At 68.3% G+C, this 15745-nt stretch carries 18 protein-coding genes and 1 tRNA gene; 13 read left to right on the top strand and 6 right to left on the bottom strand.

Annotated elements, in window-relative coordinates; translation table 11 throughout:
- Positions 1 to 11: 11 nt before the first annotated feature.
- Positions 12 to 692 (bottom strand): arylesterase, encoded by a 681-nt coding sequence (locus tag LX81_RS00400; RefSeq protein ID WP_111535311.1) that lies wholly within the window; start codon positions 690 to 692, stop codon positions 12 to 14.
- On the opposite strand from LX81_RS00400, the gene LX81_RS00395 reads away from it, so the two are divergent.
- From LX81_RS00395 to LX81_RS00370, 6 genes are all read left to right on the top strand, one after another.
- Positions 691 to 1386 carry an ABC transporter ATP-binding protein gene (locus LX81_RS00395; protein ID WP_111535310.1) on the top strand — a complete coding sequence of 232 codons (696 nt, stop codon included), beginning with the start codon at positions 691 to 693 and terminating at the stop codon, positions 1384 to 1386. The genes LX81_RS00400 and LX81_RS00395 overlap by 2 nt on opposite strands.
- A 4-nt stretch (positions 1387 to 1390) precedes the next feature.
- Positions 1391 to 3904, top strand: a complete 2514-nt coding sequence (locus tag LX81_RS00390; protein WP_111535309.1) for an ABC transporter permease — start codon at positions 1391 to 1393, stop codon at positions 3902 to 3904.
- Between the two features lie 57 nt (positions 3905 to 3961).
- Positions 3962 to 4038, top strand: a tRNA-Met gene (locus LX81_RS00385).
- A 66-nt stretch (positions 4039 to 4104) separates the two neighbouring features.
- Entirely contained in the window at positions 4105 to 5493 is a 1389-nt protein-coding gene (rimO, locus tag LX81_RS00380; RefSeq protein WP_111535308.1) for a 30S ribosomal protein S12 methylthiotransferase RimO, read from the top strand.
- Positions 5494 to 5704: 211 nt separating this feature from the next.
- On the top strand, positions 5705 to 6346 hold the full coding sequence (locus tag LX81_RS00375) for a VPLPA-CTERM sorting domain-containing protein (RefSeq protein WP_111535307.1): 642 nt from the start codon (positions 5705 to 5707) through the stop codon (positions 6344 to 6346).
- Positions 6347 to 6649: 303 nt separating this feature from the next.
- Complete coding sequence (locus tag LX81_RS00370) at positions 6650 to 6859, top strand: hypothetical protein (protein WP_111535306.1); 210 nt, start codon at positions 6650 to 6652, stop codon at positions 6857 to 6859.
- A gap of 19 nt (positions 6860 to 6878) precedes the next feature.
- Here LX81_RS00370 and LX81_RS00365 read toward each other — a convergent pair whose 3' ends face one another.
- Positions 6879 to 7166, bottom strand: a complete 288-nt coding sequence (locus LX81_RS00365; RefSeq protein WP_111535305.1) for a hypothetical protein — start codon at positions 7164 to 7166, stop codon at positions 6879 to 6881.
- 167 nt (positions 7167 to 7333) lie between these two features.
- On the opposite strand from LX81_RS00365, the gene LX81_RS00360 reads away from it, so the two are divergent.
- Together LX81_RS00360 and LX81_RS00355 are read left to right on the top strand one after the other, a co-directional pair.
- Complete coding sequence (locus LX81_RS00360) at positions 7334 to 7921, top strand: BglII/BstYI family type II restriction endonuclease (RefSeq protein ID WP_111535304.1); 588 nt, start codon at positions 7334 to 7336, stop codon at positions 7919 to 7921.
- A gap of 15 nt (positions 7922 to 7936) precedes the next feature.
- Positions 7937 to 8575 (top strand): MT-A70 family methyltransferase, encoded by a 639-nt coding sequence (locus LX81_RS00355; protein WP_111535303.1) that lies wholly within the window; start codon positions 7937 to 7939, stop codon positions 8573 to 8575.
- Position 8576: 1 nt separating this feature from the next.
- Here the strand turns inward: LX81_RS00355 and LX81_RS00350 are convergent, their stop codons facing one another.
- Entirely contained in the window at positions 8577 to 9302 is a 726-nt protein-coding gene (locus LX81_RS00350; protein WP_111535302.1) for a M48 family metallopeptidase, read from the bottom strand.
- 97 nt (positions 9303 to 9399) lie between these two features.
- Between LX81_RS00350 and LX81_RS00345 the strand changes: the two genes are divergently transcribed.
- From LX81_RS00345 to LX81_RS00335, 3 genes are all read left to right on the top strand, one after another.
- Positions 9400 to 9633, top strand: coding sequence for a DUF8831 family protein (locus tag LX81_RS00345; RefSeq protein WP_111535301.1), 234 nt, complete (start codon positions 9400 to 9402; stop codon positions 9631 to 9633).
- Positions 9634 to 9702: 69 nt separating this feature from the next.
- Positions 9703 to 10281, top strand: coding sequence for a nitroreductase family protein (locus LX81_RS00340; protein WP_111535300.1), 579 nt, complete (start codon positions 9703 to 9705; stop codon positions 10279 to 10281).
- Positions 10278 to 10985: an EI24 domain-containing protein gene (locus LX81_RS00335; protein ID WP_111535299.1), complete on the top strand. Its 708-nt coding sequence runs from the start codon at positions 10278 to 10280 to the stop codon at positions 10983 to 10985. The genes LX81_RS00340 and LX81_RS00335 overlap by 4 nt, the downstream gene beginning before the upstream one ends.
- On the opposite strand, the gene LX81_RS00330 is transcribed toward LX81_RS00335, so the two are convergent.
- Entirely contained in the window at positions 10936 to 11235 is a 300-nt protein-coding gene (locus tag LX81_RS00330; protein WP_111535298.1) for a DUF1467 family protein, read from the bottom strand. The two genes, LX81_RS00335 and LX81_RS00330, sit on opposite strands and share 50 nt — an antisense overlap.
- Complete coding sequence (gene mce, locus LX81_RS00325; RefSeq protein ID WP_111535297.1) at positions 11235 to 11639, bottom strand: methylmalonyl-CoA epimerase; 405 nt, start codon at positions 11637 to 11639, stop codon at positions 11235 to 11237. Before mce ends, LX81_RS00330 begins: the two co-directional genes overlap by 1 nt.
- Positions 11640 to 11766: 127 nt before the next feature.
- Here mce and LX81_RS00320 point away from each other — a divergent pair, with 127 nt between their 5' ends.
- Positions 11767 to 12489, top strand: a complete 723-nt coding sequence (locus LX81_RS00320; RefSeq protein ID WP_111535626.1) for a response regulator — start codon at positions 11767 to 11769, stop codon at positions 12487 to 12489.
- Between the two features lie 12 nt (positions 12490 to 12501).
- On the opposite strand, the gene aspS is transcribed toward LX81_RS00320, so the two are convergent.
- A complete protein-coding gene (gene aspS, locus LX81_RS00315; RefSeq protein ID WP_111535625.1) occupies positions 12502 to 14277 on the bottom strand; it encodes an aspartate--tRNA ligase in 1776 nt (591 codons plus the stop codon).
- A 201-nt stretch (positions 14278 to 14478) separates the two neighbouring features.
- Between aspS and LX81_RS00310 the strand changes: the two genes are divergently transcribed.
- A complete protein-coding gene (locus tag LX81_RS00310) occupies positions 14479 to 15735 on the top strand; it encodes an SAM-dependent methyltransferase (RefSeq protein ID WP_111535296.1) in 1257 nt (418 codons plus the stop codon).
- Positions 15736 to 15745 lie beyond the last annotated feature (10 nt).

Genomic DNA, 15745 nt, shown 5'->3' with positions numbered 1-15745 from the left:
AGACCAGCGCGTCACTCGGCGCGGGCCCGCTTCAGCAAGCTCAGCACCTCGGGGCCCAGCTCGTCGACGATCCGCGTCACGCCCTCGGCATTGGGATGGATCCCGTCTGGCTGCATGAAGCGCGCCATCGCCGCCTCCCGGTCGGGAAGCCGCGAGAGTGCGCCCAGGAAGTCCGGCACGAGGAGCGTGTCGTGCTCCTCGGCGAGGTCGGTGTACATGCCGTCGAAGGCGGCCTTGTATTCCGGCCCGTAATTGGGCGGCGCGTCGATCCCCACGAGAAGGACGGGCACGCCCGCTTCCTCCGCCGCCGCGAGGATGCCGTCGAGGTTCTCCCGCGAGGTGGCCGGGTCGATGCCGCGCAGCAGATCGTTGCCGCCGAGCGCGACGATCATCGCGTCGACGTCAGGCGTGAGCGTCCAATCGACGCGGGAGAGACCTCCGGCCGTGGTGTCGCCCGAGACGCCCGCGTTCAGCACCTCCGCATCCGCCCCTTCCGCGTCGAGCCACTCCTGGAGCTGCGGCACGAAACCCTCGGACGGCGGCAGGCCGTAGCCCTGCGTGAGCGAATCGCCCAGGGCGGCGACCTGCAGCGTCTCCGCCGCCACTGGTCCCGCGAGCACGAAAACGAGCGCGAGCTTGGCAAGCCCGCGCCATGGCCCATATCCCAACCGATCCCCCAAGGAGCCCAGCATGGCAGATCCGATCCTGACACTCGACGATGTCCGCCTCGATCTCGACGGCAATGCCGGGCGGGTCGAGATATTGAAAGGCATTACCCTCGATGTCGCGGCGGGCGAGAGCGTGGGGCTGGTGGGGCCGTCGGGATCGGGCAAATCGTCGCTCCTCATGGTCATGGGCGGGCTCGAACGCGCCACGAGCGGAGGGATCCATGCGCTTGGCCACGATCTCACCGCGATGGGGGAGGACGCGCTCGCCCGCTTTCGCCGCCATCATATGGGGGTGGTCTTCCAGTCCTTCCACCTGATCCCGACGATGACCGCGCTCGAGAACGTGGCGACGCCGCTGGAACTCGCCGGCCACCGCGACGCCTTCGACCGCGCGGCCGCCGAACTCGAGGCCGTGGGCCTCGGACATCGCACCGGGCATTACCCCTCGCAGCTCTCCGGCGGCGAGCAGCAGCGCGTGGCCCTCGCCCGCGCCGCGGCGCCGGAGCCTGAGATTCTCCTCGCGGACGAGCCCACCGGCAATCTCGACGGGCCGACCGGAGAGGCGATCGTGGAGCTTCTCTTCGGGCTCAACGCGCGCAAGGGCGCAACGCTCGTCCTCGTTACCCACGATCCGGGCCTCGCCGCGCGCTGCGGCCGCACGATCCGGCTCGAGGACGGACGCCTCGCCGCCCCCGCGCGGTCCGAGGCGGCGGAGTGATCGGATGAGCCCTGCCCTTCGCATCGCCCGGCGCGAACTTCGCGGCGGGATCCGCGGCTTCCGGGTCTTTCTCGCCTGCCTCACGCTCGGGATCGCGGCCATCGCCGCCGTGGGCTCCGTGCGGGAAGCGATCTCCGACGGGCTCGACCGGGAGGGCGCGACGCTTCTCGGCGGCGATGCCTCCGTCGAACTGGCATACCGCTTCGCCGGACCGGAGGAACGCGCGGCGCTCGAAAGTCTCGGCACGGTGGCCGAGATCGTCGAGTTCCGCTCGATGGCGAGCGTGTCGCGCGCGGGCGAAACCGACCGAACGCTGACGGAGATAAAGGGCGTCGACGGGGTCTATCCGCTCTACGGCAGCGTCCGGCTCGAGCCCGACATGCCGCTTGCCGATGCGATCGCCGGGGACGGCGCGGTGATGGACCCGATCCTCATCGACCGCCTGGGCCTTGCGCCCGGCGACACGTTCCGCCTCGGGACCAAGACCTACACGCTCAATGCCGCCCTCGTCCGGGAACCCGACAACGCGGGCGGCGGCTTCGATCTCGGCCCGCGCACCCTGCTTCGGACCGAGGCGCTCGACGGTGCGGGGCTGATCACGCCCGGCACGCTCTACGAGACCGAATACCGCCTCCGCCTGCCCGAGGGGACCGATCTCGACGCCGCGGAGGCGCGCCTCGCGGAAGCGATGCCCGAACGGGGCTATCGCTGGCGCGACCGCCGCAACGGCGCGCCGGGCATCCAGCGATTCGTCGACCGGCTGTCGTCCTTCCTCGTCCTCGTGGGCCTCGCGGGGCTCGCGGTGGGGGGCGTGGGTGTCGCCGCCGCGGTGCGCGCGCACATGGTCGAGAAGACCGCCACGATCGCCACGCTCAAGACGCTCGGGGCGGAAGGCCGCACGATCTTCACCGTCTACGCGATCCAGATCGGCACGCTCACGCTTCTCGGGATCGTGCTGGGCCTGGCGCTCGGCGCGGCGCTCCCGCTCGTCTTCGCGCCGATCATCGCAGCGAACCTGCCCGTCCCCGCGACCTTCACGCTCTACGTCGAGCCGCTCGCCGAAGCCGCGCTCTACGGCGCGCTGGCGGCCGCGCTCTTCACGCTCTGGCCGCTCGCCAAGGCGCAGGACATCCGCGCGGCCTCCCTCTTCCGGGAAGCCGGGTCGATCCCCTCAGGCCTGCCCCGCCCGATCTTTCTCGCCTGTCTCGCGGGACTGCTCGCGGCGCTCGTCGGTGCCGCCGCGCTCCTGTCGGGCCTGCCGTGGCTCAGCCTCTACGCCGCCGGCGGGCTCGCCGCGGCCTTCGTGGCGCTTCTCCTCATGGCGGCGGCGCTGCGCCTTGCCGCGCGGCGCCTGTCGCGGCTCGAGGCCCTGCGCGGTCGCTCCGCGCTCCGCCTCGCGCTCGGCGCCATCGGCGGGCCGGGCGGCGAGGCCACGTCCGTCGTCCTGTCGCTCGGCCTCGGTCTCACCGTGCTCGCGGCCGTGGGCCAGATCGACACCAACCTGCGCGGCGCCATCGCCCGCGACCTGCCCGAGATCGCGCCCGCCTATTTCATGGTCGACATCCAGCCCGGCCAGATCGACGGCTTCAGGTCCATGCTCGCCGAGGATCCGAGCGTCGAGAGCGTGGAGACCGCGCCGATGCTCCGCGGCATCGTCACGGAGATCAACGGGGAGGACGCGGAAAGCGTGGCGGGCGAGCACTGGGTGCTGCGCGGCGATCGCGGCGTGACCTATTCCGAGACGCCCGGCCCCGATACGGTGATCACCGCGGGAGAGTTCTGGCCGGAGGACTACACCGGCCCGAACCAGATCAGCTTCGCCGCGGAGGAGGCCGAGGAGCTGGGTCTCTCGCTTGGCGACCGGCTCACGGTCAACATCCTCGGCCGCGACATCGAGGGGGAGATTACCTCCTTCCGCGAGGTCGATTTCTCGACCGCCGGGATCGGGTTCGTGCTCGCCATGAACCCCGCCGCACTCGAAGGGGCGCCGCATACGTTCATCGCCACGATCTACGCCGACGAGGACGCGGAGGCGCGGATCCTGCGCGAGGTGTCTGACGCCTATCCCAACATCACCGCGATCCGGGTGCGCGACGCCATCGACCGGGTGTCGGAGATCCTCGCGGGCGTCGCGGCCGCGGTGACCTACGGCGCCTCGGCCACGCTCGCCACCGGCGCCATCGTGCTGCTCGGCGCGTCTGCGGCCGGCGTGCGCGCGCGCACGTTCGAGGCCGCGGTCCTCAAGACCCTCGGCGCCTCCCGCGCAACGATCCTCTCGAGCTTCGCGCTGCGCTGGGCGCTCCTCGGCCTCGCGGCGGGCCTCGTCGCCGTTGCCGCGGGCGCCGGGGCGGGCTGGGGCGTGAGCCGATTCGTGATGGAGACGGAGTTCCGGTTCGCGCCCCTCTCCGCGCTCACGATCGTGGGCCTCGGCATCCTCGGCACGCTTCTGGCGGGCCTCGCCTTCGCCTGGCCGCCGCTCGCCGCGCGCCCCGCCCGGATCCTGCGCGCGCGGGAATGACCGGCGATACGGCTTGACACCTCACCGCCCCCGCTTTACCTGCGGCCACGGATGCGCGGCGTGATAGCTCAGCTGGTTAGAGCACAGCACTCATAATGCTGGGGTCGGCGGTTCAAGTCCGCCTCACGCTACCATCCCCGCCCGCTCATCCCACCGCGCCCGCCGACGCTTCTGGCCCGCGCCCACCGCAGGATCGACGCATGGCCTCGAACCCCCCGAACCTCCGCCCCGACATCTCCAATCCGCGCCTCGAGCGCGACATGTCCCGCGTGCGGCCCGCCTCGCAGCCCACGATCGGCATGGTCTCGCTCGGCTGCCCCAAGGCGCTCGTCGACAGCGAGCGGATCCTGACGCGGCTGCGCGCGGAGGGCTACGGCATCTCTCCCGAGTATTCCGGCGCCGACGCGGTGATCGTGAACACCTGCGGGTTCCTCGATTCTGCCAAGGCGGAGAGCCTCGAGGCGATCGGCGAGGCGCTGGCCGAGAACGGCCGCGTCATCGTCACCGGCTGCCTCGGTGCGGAGCCCGACTACATCACCGGTGCGCATCCGAAGGTCCTCGCGGTCACCGGCCCGCACCAGTACGAGCAGGTCCTCGATGCGGTTCACCGAGCAGTGCCGCCCGACCCCGATCCCTTCGTCGATCTCCTGCCCGCCCGCGGCGTCTCGCTCACGCCGCGCCATTACAGCTATCTCAAGATCTCCGAGGGCTGTAACCACGCCTGCCGGTTCTGCATCATCCCCGACATGCGCGGGAAGCTCGCCTCGCGGCCCCACCGGGCGGTGATGCGCGAGGCAGAGAAGCTCGTCGAAGGCGGCGTGCGCGAGCTTCTGGTGATCTCGCAGGACACTTCGGCCTACGGCACCGACTGGAAGGATCGCGGATCGAAGGCGCCGATCACCGATCTGGCCCGCGATCTCGGAAGCCTCGGGGCCTGGGTGCGGCTGCACTACGTCTATCCCTATCCTCATGTGCGCGACCTGGTGCCCCTGATGGAGACCGGCGGCGTGCTGCCCTATCTCGACATCCCGTTCCAGCATGCCCATCCCGACACGCTGCGCCGCATGGCCCGTCCCGCCGCCGCGGCGCGAACGCTCGACGAGATCGCGGCCTGGCGGGCGGCCTGTCCCGACATCACGCTGCGCTCGACCTTCATCGTGGGCTATCCGGGCGAGACGGAGGAGGAGTTCCAGACGCTCCTCGACTGGCTCGACGAGGCGCAGCTCGACCGTGTCGGCTGCTTCCAGTACGAGAACGTCGCCGGCGCCCGGTCGAACGCGCTCCCGGATCACGTCGCGCCGGAGGTGAAGCAGGACCGCTGGGACCGCTTCATGGCCAAGGCCCAGGAGATCTCGGAGGCAAAGCTCGCGGCCAAGGTCGGACGGAGCCTCGAGGTCATTGTCGATCTGGTGGAGGAGGACGCCGCCACCTGCCGCACGCGGGGCGACGCGCCGGAAATCGACGGCCATCTCTATATCGACGAGGGCCACGAGGGGCTTTCGCCCGGCGACATCGTCACCGTGACCGTGGACGAGGCGGGCGAATACGACCTCTGGGGTACGCTCGCGAAGACCCCGGCGCGGACTTGATCTCCTCTAGGGCGATACCGCTCGGACATTAACCCAACATTCATCTTCAGATAGACGAAACTTGGTCTCATCCGCTAAGAACTGATGCATCGAGCGCGCCGCTCCAGAACGGAGCAGAGCCCGGGTCAGAAACAATCCGACACGCTTCGACGATTGATTGCCGCTCCTGCCCGGAGCCGGCTCCACCCATTTCGCGTCTCGGAGTTTCACGATGAAAGCCATGTTCCGTACTCTCGCCGCCGCCGCCGCGCTCTGCCTCGCCGGTGGGATCGCCTCCGCCGCCACGTCCACCTTCGACTTCACGGGCGCCGACAAGGGCTACGCCTCCTCCTACATTTTCAGCGACAACGGCCTCGACCTGACGGTGACGGCCTATGCCGATCTTTTCGGCACGTTTCCCGCAAAGAATCCGAAGGTCGGCCAATGGAAGCACGGGCTTGGGGTGAAAAGCACCCGCATCGACAACAGCCACATGGTCGACGGGTTCGGCTACCGCGAATTTCTCGTTTTCTCGTTCTCTAAGGATATCGAGCGTCTGAACACGATCAGCTTCTCCTTCGCCGATTGCGACGACACGTTCGAGCTCTGGACGAGCAACGGTTCCACCTGGACGAAGCAGGGCTCTGCCCATGTGCCCTACGACAGCGATCCGTCGACCTACACGTTCAAGCAGGACTGGACCGGCACGCTCTTCGCGATCGGCGCGACGAAGCTGCACGACGATTACAAGATCGCCGGTCTTTCCGCGGACTGGGACAGCCCGGCGCCCGTCCCGCTGCCCGCCGGTGGCATTCTGCTTGTGAGCGGTCTGCTGGGCCTCGGCATCGCCCGCGCCCGTCGCAAATCCGCCTGATATCGTTAACGAAATGCCCGGCGCAGAAATCGCCGGGCCGATACCTGCCTTCATCTATCAAAACCTTGTTTAAATTACGAAAATTTGCACGCTGCCCTTTCACGAAGGGGCTGCGTTACCACTTCGAGGAAGGGCCAGGCGGCGGATTTGAGTATGGGTCTCGGCGAAAAACCCCGCAGGCCGGCAAGTTCATGCTGACGTCGGGGGAGGCCGAATATCATCAATGCATCGTCAACGGTTCGTCGGCTATCTAGTTCCGGAACGGCCCGTCATCCGGGCCATGGAACAATACGGAGCGTAACGATGAAGATCTCGAGCATCCCGTTCGCCGGCCTTGAAGTCCGCCTTCCCAACGCACACGGCCGCGGCGCCGGTCTGGGTCTCGATCGCCGTCTCCTGCCGCAGGGGCGCCTGATGTCCCGTGCGCTTTCCGCCTCGCGCTCGGGCATGTCGCGCCTCTTCGCGATCTCCGACCGGGACGATAGCCGCTCGCGCGTCCTGAGCAGATCCTGATCCCGACCGCCGCGACCCTCTAGCGTCGCGGTACGGAATAGAGGACGTATCCGCCCGCGCGGGCGACCTCGATCGCTCCGGTCTCGGTGACGAAGACGCCGAGATTCTCGACACCTTCGGGACAGGCCACCAGATCGGCGGCATCGTCGAGATAGCGCAGCGTCGAGGCGCTCTCGCCGGCCATTCGACAGCGATCGGCCGGATCGCGGTAGCCCGCGCCGAGCGGGATTTCCACCGGCGCCGACCGGGTCGGAACGCAGGCCGCCAGCGCCGCGGCCGCCATCGATAGCGCAATCGTCGTCTTCATCGGTCGATCTCCTTCCCTCTCTCACCACGACAGAGCTTAGGCCCGTTCGCCCGCGCGGGTACAGGCATCCAACGGACGCTGTCCGCCCGGTGATGCGCCGTTGCATCCGTCGCCCGCGATCCGGCGGCAATTGTCTCCGGCGCGCGACGAGGCCATTGTGGCGCCCCATGACCGTTTCGAACCGATTGCCCCTCTTTCTGCGCGAGCATTACGAATGCCACGAATGGCGGCACGCCTCCGCCATCCTGCGCCATGACTTCCCCGACGAATGGGACGACATCGTCGCGGTGCTGACGGGATTTCGCCTCCGCCGCGACTGGATCGACCGGGGCGGCGGGTCGAAGAGCCAGGTCTCGGGCTCCATCGACCGCTTCCTCTACGAACGCGGCTGGCGAGAGACACAGTTCGACACCGCCGTGACGATCGACGGCCGGACCTTTCCCTCCCCCACCCACAAGGTCGATTGCTTTCGCAACCGCATCGCGGTGGAAATCGAATGGAACAACAAGGACCCGTTCTTCGACCGCGATCTCAACAATTTCCGCCTTCTCTTCGAATTGCGCGCGATCTCCGTGGGCATCATCATCACGCGGGCCGACGGGCTGCAGCGGATCTTCAACGAACTCGGCCGCGGCTCCTCCTACGGGATGTCGACGACCCACATGTCGAAGTTGCTGCCCCGGATCGAGGGTGGCGGCGCGGCCGGTTGTCCGCTATTGGTGTTCGGGATCACCGAGCGGCTCTATGTCGAATGAAGGCGAGAACGAAAGATGAACCCTAGCGAAGATTTCCTCGCCTCCATGAAGGGCAGGCGCTACGGCACCATCCTCGCCGACCCGCCCTGGCAGTTCCAGAACCGCACCGGAAAGATGGCGCCGGAGCATCGCCGCCTCTCACGCTATCCCACGATGAAGCTCGACGAGATCTGCGCCCTGCCCGTCGATGCCGCGACGGCGGAACGGGCGCATCTCTATCTCTGGGTGCCGAACGCGCTCCTGCCCGAAGGGCTCAAGGTGATGGAACGGTGGGGTTTCACCTACAAGTCCAACGTCATCTGGTACAAGATCCGCAAGGATGGCGGCCCCGACCGCCGCGGGGTCGGCTTCTACTTCCGCAACGTCACGGAAATCCTGCTCTTCGGCGTGCGCGGCAAGGATGTCCGCACCATGCCCCCCGCCCGCAGCCAGGAGAACATCCTGTCGACCCAGAAACGCGAGCATTCGCGCAAGCCCGACGAGCAGTACGACCTCATCGAGCGCTGCTCCTGGGGGCCCTATCTCGAGATGTTCGCGCGCGGGCCGCGCAGCGGATGGGATGTCTGGGGCAATCAGGCGGAGAGTTACACCCCCACCTGGAAGACCTACGCCAACCATTCCCAGGCCAACGTCATCCCCCTGAAGAAGCGCTAGGTCAGCGGCCCGCGGCGACGCGCCTCACCGTCGCGATCCGCGCCGCGTTCGGGGGATGCGACCCGAGGAAACGGTCGCCCGGATCGGGGGCGCGGAAGAAGAACTCCACCCCGCGCAGCGGATCGTAGCCCGCCCGCCGGGTAAGCCGCGTGGCGAGCGCATCGGCCTCGAGCTCGAAATCCTGCGAGTAGCGCCGCGAGCCGTAGAAGGCGCCGAAATTCTGCGCCCGCTGCACCGTCGTCTGGTCCGCGCCGCCGAGCGCCACGATCGCGCCCGCGAGCACCGCGCCCGTGGCCGCGTTCACCCGCCCGCGATCGATATGCCCCTCGATATGGTGCGCCGCCTCGTGGCTCAGGATGAAGGCCATCTCGTCCGGGTTGCGCGCATCCGCGATGAGCGCGAGCGTGAAGCCCACGATGGGCTGACCGTCGGGCGCGAGCGTCTGGAAGGCGTTCGCGGGCAGGCCGGGGCGGTCGTCGACCACCACGGCATAATCGCAGCGCACGCCGGGCCGCCGGGCACGGCATTCCCGCTGGGCGATCGGCATGACGCGGTCTACGACCGAGATGAAGGTGCGCGCCCGCGCGGAGGGCGGCATCGCCGTCGGCGCCGGTCGCACGGGGGCCGCCCGCGTGGGGACGGGCTGCGGGGCCATGGGTGTCGCGACAACGACCTGGTTGCAGGCGCCGAGCGCCACGAGACAGACGATCGCCAACCACTTGCGCATCTCAACTCTCCTTCTCGACCGCGCCCCGCGATCGGGCCTCACGCCCACGCGGTCATGGCCACTGGTTCCGGCTGCCGCAATCCCATAGACTTCTTTCATGTTTACTATCGAACACGATTTCGACGCCACGATCATCACGATCGTCGACGAGCCGGCGATCCACCGGCAGGAGGATGTGACGATCAACGCGTTCGAGGATTGCGTGACGGTCGAGCAGCTCGATCCCCGTACCGACCGCGTGCAGAAAATCTCGCTGTCGCTCGCGCAGGTCCGCGACCTCGCCGCCGCGCTCGACCTGCCGGAAGGCGCCTACCAGCTCAAGCCTGTCTGAGCCGGGCGGCCGGGCCGGGCGCTTGACGCCGATCACCGTCGCGACGACATGAGGGCAAAGGAGTTCCCCATGCCCGATCCCAATCCCGCCGCGCTCAATTTCCTGCTGTCGCGCCGGTCGCGCCCGGCCAAGACGCTCGGGCTGCCGGTGCCCACGCGAGAGGAGTTGCGCCCCATCCTCGAGGCAGCGCTGCGCAGCCCGGATCACGGCAAGCTCGAGCCGTGGCGGCTCATCGTGCTCACCCGTCCCGCCCTCGAACGCCTCGCGACGCTCGTGGAGGAACGCGGCGCCGCGCTCGAACGCGCGCCGGAGGACATCGCCAAGCAACGCTCTCAATACGCCGACGCGCATCTCGCGGTGGCCGTGATCGCGACGCCGCAGCAATCCGACAAGGTCCCGGAGATCGAGCAGACGCTTTCGGCCGGCGCGGTCTGCACGGCGCTCCTCAACGCGGCGCTCGCGGCGGGATGGGGCGCGAACTGGCTTACGGGCTGGGCGAGCCATGACCCGGATTTCGTCCGCGACGGGCTGCGCCTCGCGCCCGGGGAATGGATCGCGGGGTTCATCCATATCGGCACGGAGGGCGCCGCCCCGCCGGAACGGCCACGGCCCGACATGGACGCGAAGGTCGCCTGGATCGAGGCATGAGCATCCTCGCCTGCGTCCTCAAGGCGCTGGGACAGATCGGCGATCCGAAGTTCCGCCGGGTGCTCTTCACGGGGATCGCGCTGACCGTCGCCCTCCTCGTCGCGGCCTATGCGCTCTTCCTGGGGCTTCTGAACTGGCTCGTCCCGGACGAGCTGACGCTGCCGCTCCTAGGTCCCGTCACGTGGATCGACGACCTTCTTTCCGGCGCGTCGATCCTGCTGATGCTGGTGCTCTCGGTCTTCCTGATGATCCCGGTCGCCTCCGCCTTCACCTCGTTCTTCCTCGACGACGTGACCGACGCGGTGGAGGCGCGGCATTACCCGCATCTGCCGCCCGCCCGGCGGCTCGGTTTCTTGGAGGGGCTGGGCGATGCCCTCAACTTCCTGGGCGTCCTCGTTCTCGCGAATCTCGCGGCCTTCGCGCTCTATCTGATGATACCTCCCGCCGCGCCGTTCATCTTCCTCGCGATGAACGGCTACCTGCTCGGTCGGGAATACTTCCAGCTCATCGCCGCCCGGCGTCTGGGCAGGGAGGGGGCGCGGGCGCTCCGCCGCGTCCACATGCCGCGCATCTGGCTCGCGGGCTGCGTCATGGCGCTACCGCTCGTGGTGCCGATCCTGAACCTCGTGGTGCCGGTGATCGGCGCCGCGACCTTCACCCATCTCTATCACCGATTGCCTCGGGCGGCGGTCCCATCCGGTTGAACCAGTCGAAATCGCGCACGCCGATCCAGCCCGACACGATCACCCCCGCGATCACCAGCCAGAGGATCGTGGTGATGAGCGTCGTCCAGAGCGCCTTGCGCTTCATCGCGATCCGCGCGGGAGAGCCCGCATGGGTGCCCGGCACGATCTCCCCCTCGTCGCCCTGCGTCGAGAGGCCGATCGGCAGCAGAACGAAAAGCACCATGAACCAGATCACGGCAAAGAGCACGATGGCCGACGTGATCGTCATCAGGCCTCCTCGAGCTCGACGAGGCAGCCGTTGAAATCCTTCGGGTGCAGGAAGAGGACGGGCTTGCCATGCGCCCCGATCCTCGGCTCCCCGTCGCCCAGCACGCGCGCGCCTTCCGTCACGAGCCGGTCGCGGGCCGCCTCGATATCCGCCACCTCGTAGCAGATGTGATGGATCCCGCCCGCCGGGCTCCGCGCGAGGAAGGCCGCGACCGGGGAGGTCTCGCCCAGGGGATGCAGGAGCTCGATCTTTGTGTTCGGCAGGTCGATGAAGACGACCGTGACCCCGTGATCGGGCTGCGCGACCGGCGCGCCGACATCCGCGCCCAGCGTGTCGCGATACTGCGCCGCGGCGGCATCGAGATCCGGCACGGCGATGGCGATGTGGTTGAGACGCCCGATCATCCAGCACTCCTTCGGCAACGAGGCGTGGGGATAAAGCTGCAAATCGCGCGACGCAAGGGTGGCCCGCTTAACGAAACGTTAGGCATGTTGAAAGCTAATGATCGGGATTGATGCGCCGGAGGCGATAATGACCGACATATTCGACGACTTTCTCTTCCCTCGCCGTCCCACGGCGGAACGGCCGCTCTTGGGCCAGACCGTCCTCGTGGTCGAGGACAGCCGCGTCGCGGGCGAGACGATGCGGCTCATGTGCCTGCGGGGCGGCGCACGGATCCGTCGCGCGGACAGCCTGCGCTCCGCCGCGCGCCATCTCACGAATTACCGCCCCACGGTGGTCGTGATCGATCTCGGACTGCCCGACGGGTCGGGGTTGAACCTGATCCGCAAGCTCTCCGCGAGCCTTCCGCGCGTTCCGGTCCTGCTCGCGCTCTCGGGTGATTCGAGCCTCGAATCGGCGGCCATCGAGGCGGGCGCCGACGATTTCCTGCCCAAGCCCTTCGGTTCGGTGTCGGAATTCCACAACGCGATCCTGCGCCGCCTGCCGCTCGAGGAGCGCCCGCGCGGCCCGCGCGAGATCACCAACGAGATCGTGGCCGCCGACGAGGACGCGCTGCTCGACGACCTCGCGCTCCTGGCCGATCTGCTCGAGCGCTCCACCGATCGCGCGACGCTGAGCTACGCGACGAACTTCGCGGTCGGCGTCGGGCGCTCCGTCCATGACGAGGATCTCGCGACCGCCGCCGCCAGCCTCGCGCTCCAGATCAATGCCGGGCGCTCCTGCGAATCGGAGATCGCGCTCCTTGCCGCGATGATCCAGGACCGCGTGCGCAGCGCCGCGCTCGCCGTCTGAACCCAAGCCGCCCTACTTCGCGGGCGGCAGTACCCTCAGTCCCAGCTCGCGCAGCTGCGTGGCCGTGGGCTCGGACGGGGCGCCCATCATCAGGTCCTGCGCCTGCTGGTTCATCGGGAACATGATGACCTCGCGGATGTTCTGCTCGTCCGCGAGCAGCATCACCATCCGGTCGATCCCCGCGGCGCAGCCCCCGTGCGGCGGCGCGCCGTAGGTGAAGGCGTTGACCATGCCCCCGAACCGCGCGCGCACCTCCGCCTCGTCGTAGCCCGCCAGCGCGAAGGCCTTGAACATGATCTCCGGCCGGTGGTTCCGGATCGCGCCCGAAACGAGCTCGTAGCCGTTGCAGGCTAGGTCGTACTGGTAGCCCTTCACCTCCAGCGGATCGCCCTCGAGTGCCTCCATCTCCCCCTGCGGCATCGAGAACGGGTTGTGCGAGAAATCGATGCGCCCCTCGTCGTCACGCTCGTACATCGGGAAATCGACGATCCAGGCGAAGGCGAAGCAGTCCTTGTCGGTCAGCCCCAGCTCCTCGCCGATCACGGTCCGCGCCCGGCCCGCGACGCCCTCGAACTCCGACGGCCGCCCGCCGAGGAAGAACGCGGCGTCGCCCTTGCCGAGCGAGAGCTGCTGGCGGATCGCCTCCGTCCGCTCCGGCCCGATGTTCTTGGCGAGCGGGCCTGCGGCCTCCACGCCATCCTCGCCGTCGCGCCAAAAGATATACCCCATCCCCGGCAGGCCCTCACCTTGGGCAAACTTGTTCATCCGGTCGCAGAACTTGCGGCTGCCACCCTTGGGCGCGGGGATGGCGCGCACTTCCGTCCCGTCCTTCTCCAGCAACTCGGCGAAGATCTTGAAGCCCGACCCCGCGAAATGCTCGGAGACGACCTGCATCTCGATCGGGTTGCGGAGGTCGGGCTTGTCGGTGCCGTATTTCAGCGCCGCCTCGGCATAGCTGATCCGCGGGAAGACCTGATCGACCTTGCGCCCGCCGCCGAACCGCTCGAAGCAGCCGCGCACCACGGGTTCGATCGTGGCGAAGACGTCCTCCTGCTCGACGAAGGACATCTCCATGTCGAGCTGGTAGAAATCGGTGGGCGAGCGGTCGGCGCGCGGATCCTCGTCGCGGAAGCAGGGCGCGATCTGGAAATACCTGTCGAAGCCCGACACCATGATGAGCTGCTTGAACTGCTGCGGCGCCTGCGGCAGCGCGTAGAACTTGCCGGGATGGAGCCGCGACGGCACGAGGAAGTCGCGCGCGCCCTCGGGGCTCGACGCGGTCAGGATCGGCGTCTGGTACTCGTTGAACCCCTGCCCCCACATCCGCTCGCGCAGGTCGCGCACCACGTCGGAGCGCAGCACCATGTTGTCGTGCAGCCCCTGCCGGCGCAGATCGAGGAACCGGTAGCGCAGCCGCGTCTCCTCGGGGTAGTCCTGCTCCCCGAAGACCGGCAGCGGCAGCTCGCCCGCCCGGCCCAGTACCTCGAGATCGCGGATATAGACCTCGATCTCGCCCGTGGGCAGCTTCGGATTGACGAGGCTCGCATCGCGCGCCTTCACGCTGCCGTCGATGCGGATGCACCATTCCGACCGGACCGCCTCGACCTCCTTGAAGACCGGCGAATCAGGGTCGCAGATCACCTGCGTCATCCCGTAATGATCGCGCAAATCGATGAAGAGCACGCCGCCGTGGTCGCGCACGCGATGCACCCAGCCCGCGAGGCGCACCTCCGTTCCGACGTCGCTCGGGCGCAGATCGGCGCAAGTATGGCTGCGATAGGCGTGCATGGAAGCGTCCTTCTTCGTGGTGGGGGCGACAAACCCGTTGCCATACCCGAAGTCAAGCATCGCGCGCGGATCGACGGAGGCCGCCGGCCCTCCCCTTGCAATCGGGATCAATTGTCGCAGTCTGCCGTTAACTTTTCAGTGAGCGCCGGGCAATGCGCGGAAGGCGGGACGTCTGGCGAAAGACCGACGCGAGGTGACGCCATGTGGAACGGAATTTTCGAGGGACTGGCCCGGAGGGTCGTCCGGGACGGGACGCTCAATGTCACGATGCCCGACGGGCACCGCTTCACGACGGGGACCGGCGCGCCCGAATTCGCCATCCGGCTCACCGATCCCGCGCTGCCCCGCCGCATCGTCATGACGCCCGAACTGGCCCTCGGGGAGGGCTATACCGAGGGCGGTCTCGTGATCGAGGGCGACGACCTGCGCGGCTTCATGGGGCTCATCCTGCGCAATCTCTGGGCCGGGCATCGGCCCCGGATGCAGCTTCTCGACAACTGGATCCGCGGCCATGCGCGCCGGCTCGGACAATGGAACCCGGCCCCCCGCGCGCGCCGCAACGTCGCCCACCATTACGACCTCTCGGGCGAGCTCTACGACCTCTTTCTCGACGCGGACAAGCAGTATAGCTGCGCCTATTTCCGCTCCGACGAGGACAGCCTCGAACGCGCGCAGGAACAGAAGAAGGCGCATATCGCCCGCAAACTGCGGCTTCGGCCCGGAATGCGGGTGCTCGACATCGGCTGCGGCTGGGGCGGCATGGCCCTCACGCTCGCCCGCGATCACGGCGCCCGCGTCCTCGGCGTCACCCTCTCGCGGGAACAGCACGCGGTCGCGACCGCACGTGCGCGGGAGGCGGGGCTCGAGGACCGGGTGGAATTCCGGCTCCTCGATTACCGCCGGGTTGAGGAGCGGTTCGACAGGATCGTCTCCGTCGGCATGTTCGAGCATGTCGGCGCGCCGCATTACGACGAGTATTTCGGCAAGATCCACGAGATACTAGAACCGGAGGGCGTCGCCCTCGTCCACACGATCGGGCGCACCGGACCGCCGGGCGTCACCTCGTCGTGGATCTCGAAATACATCTTTCCGGGCGGCTATATCCCCGCATTGTCGGAGATGAGCGCGGCGATCGAGCGGTCGGAGCTCGTCTCCACGGATATCGAGGTCTGGCGACTGCACTACGCCAAAACGCTGCGCCACTGGGAGGAGCGGTTCACGGCCAGGATCGACCGCGCTCGCGAACTCTACGACGAGCGGTTCTGCCGGATGTGGCGCTACTACCTCGTGACCTCGGAGCTGGCCTTCGTCTTCGGCGGCCAGGTCGTCTTCCAGGCGCAGATCGCGCATCGCAAGGATGCCGTGCCGATCACCCGGGATTATCTCTACCCCGCGCGCCCCGAACGGGCCCGCGTCGTGGGCGCCGCGCCCGCCACTGAAGTCGCCGCCGCGCCTTAGCGCTTGCGCC

The sequence above is a fragment of the Palleronia aestuarii genome (genome assembly GCF_003253995.1).
Classification (GTDB): Bacteria; Pseudomonadota; Alphaproteobacteria; order Rhodobacterales; family Rhodobacteraceae; genus Palleronia; species Palleronia aestuarii.
Note: the sequence above shows the minus strand (reverse complement) of the source record. Positions and strands in the feature narration are given on the sequence as shown.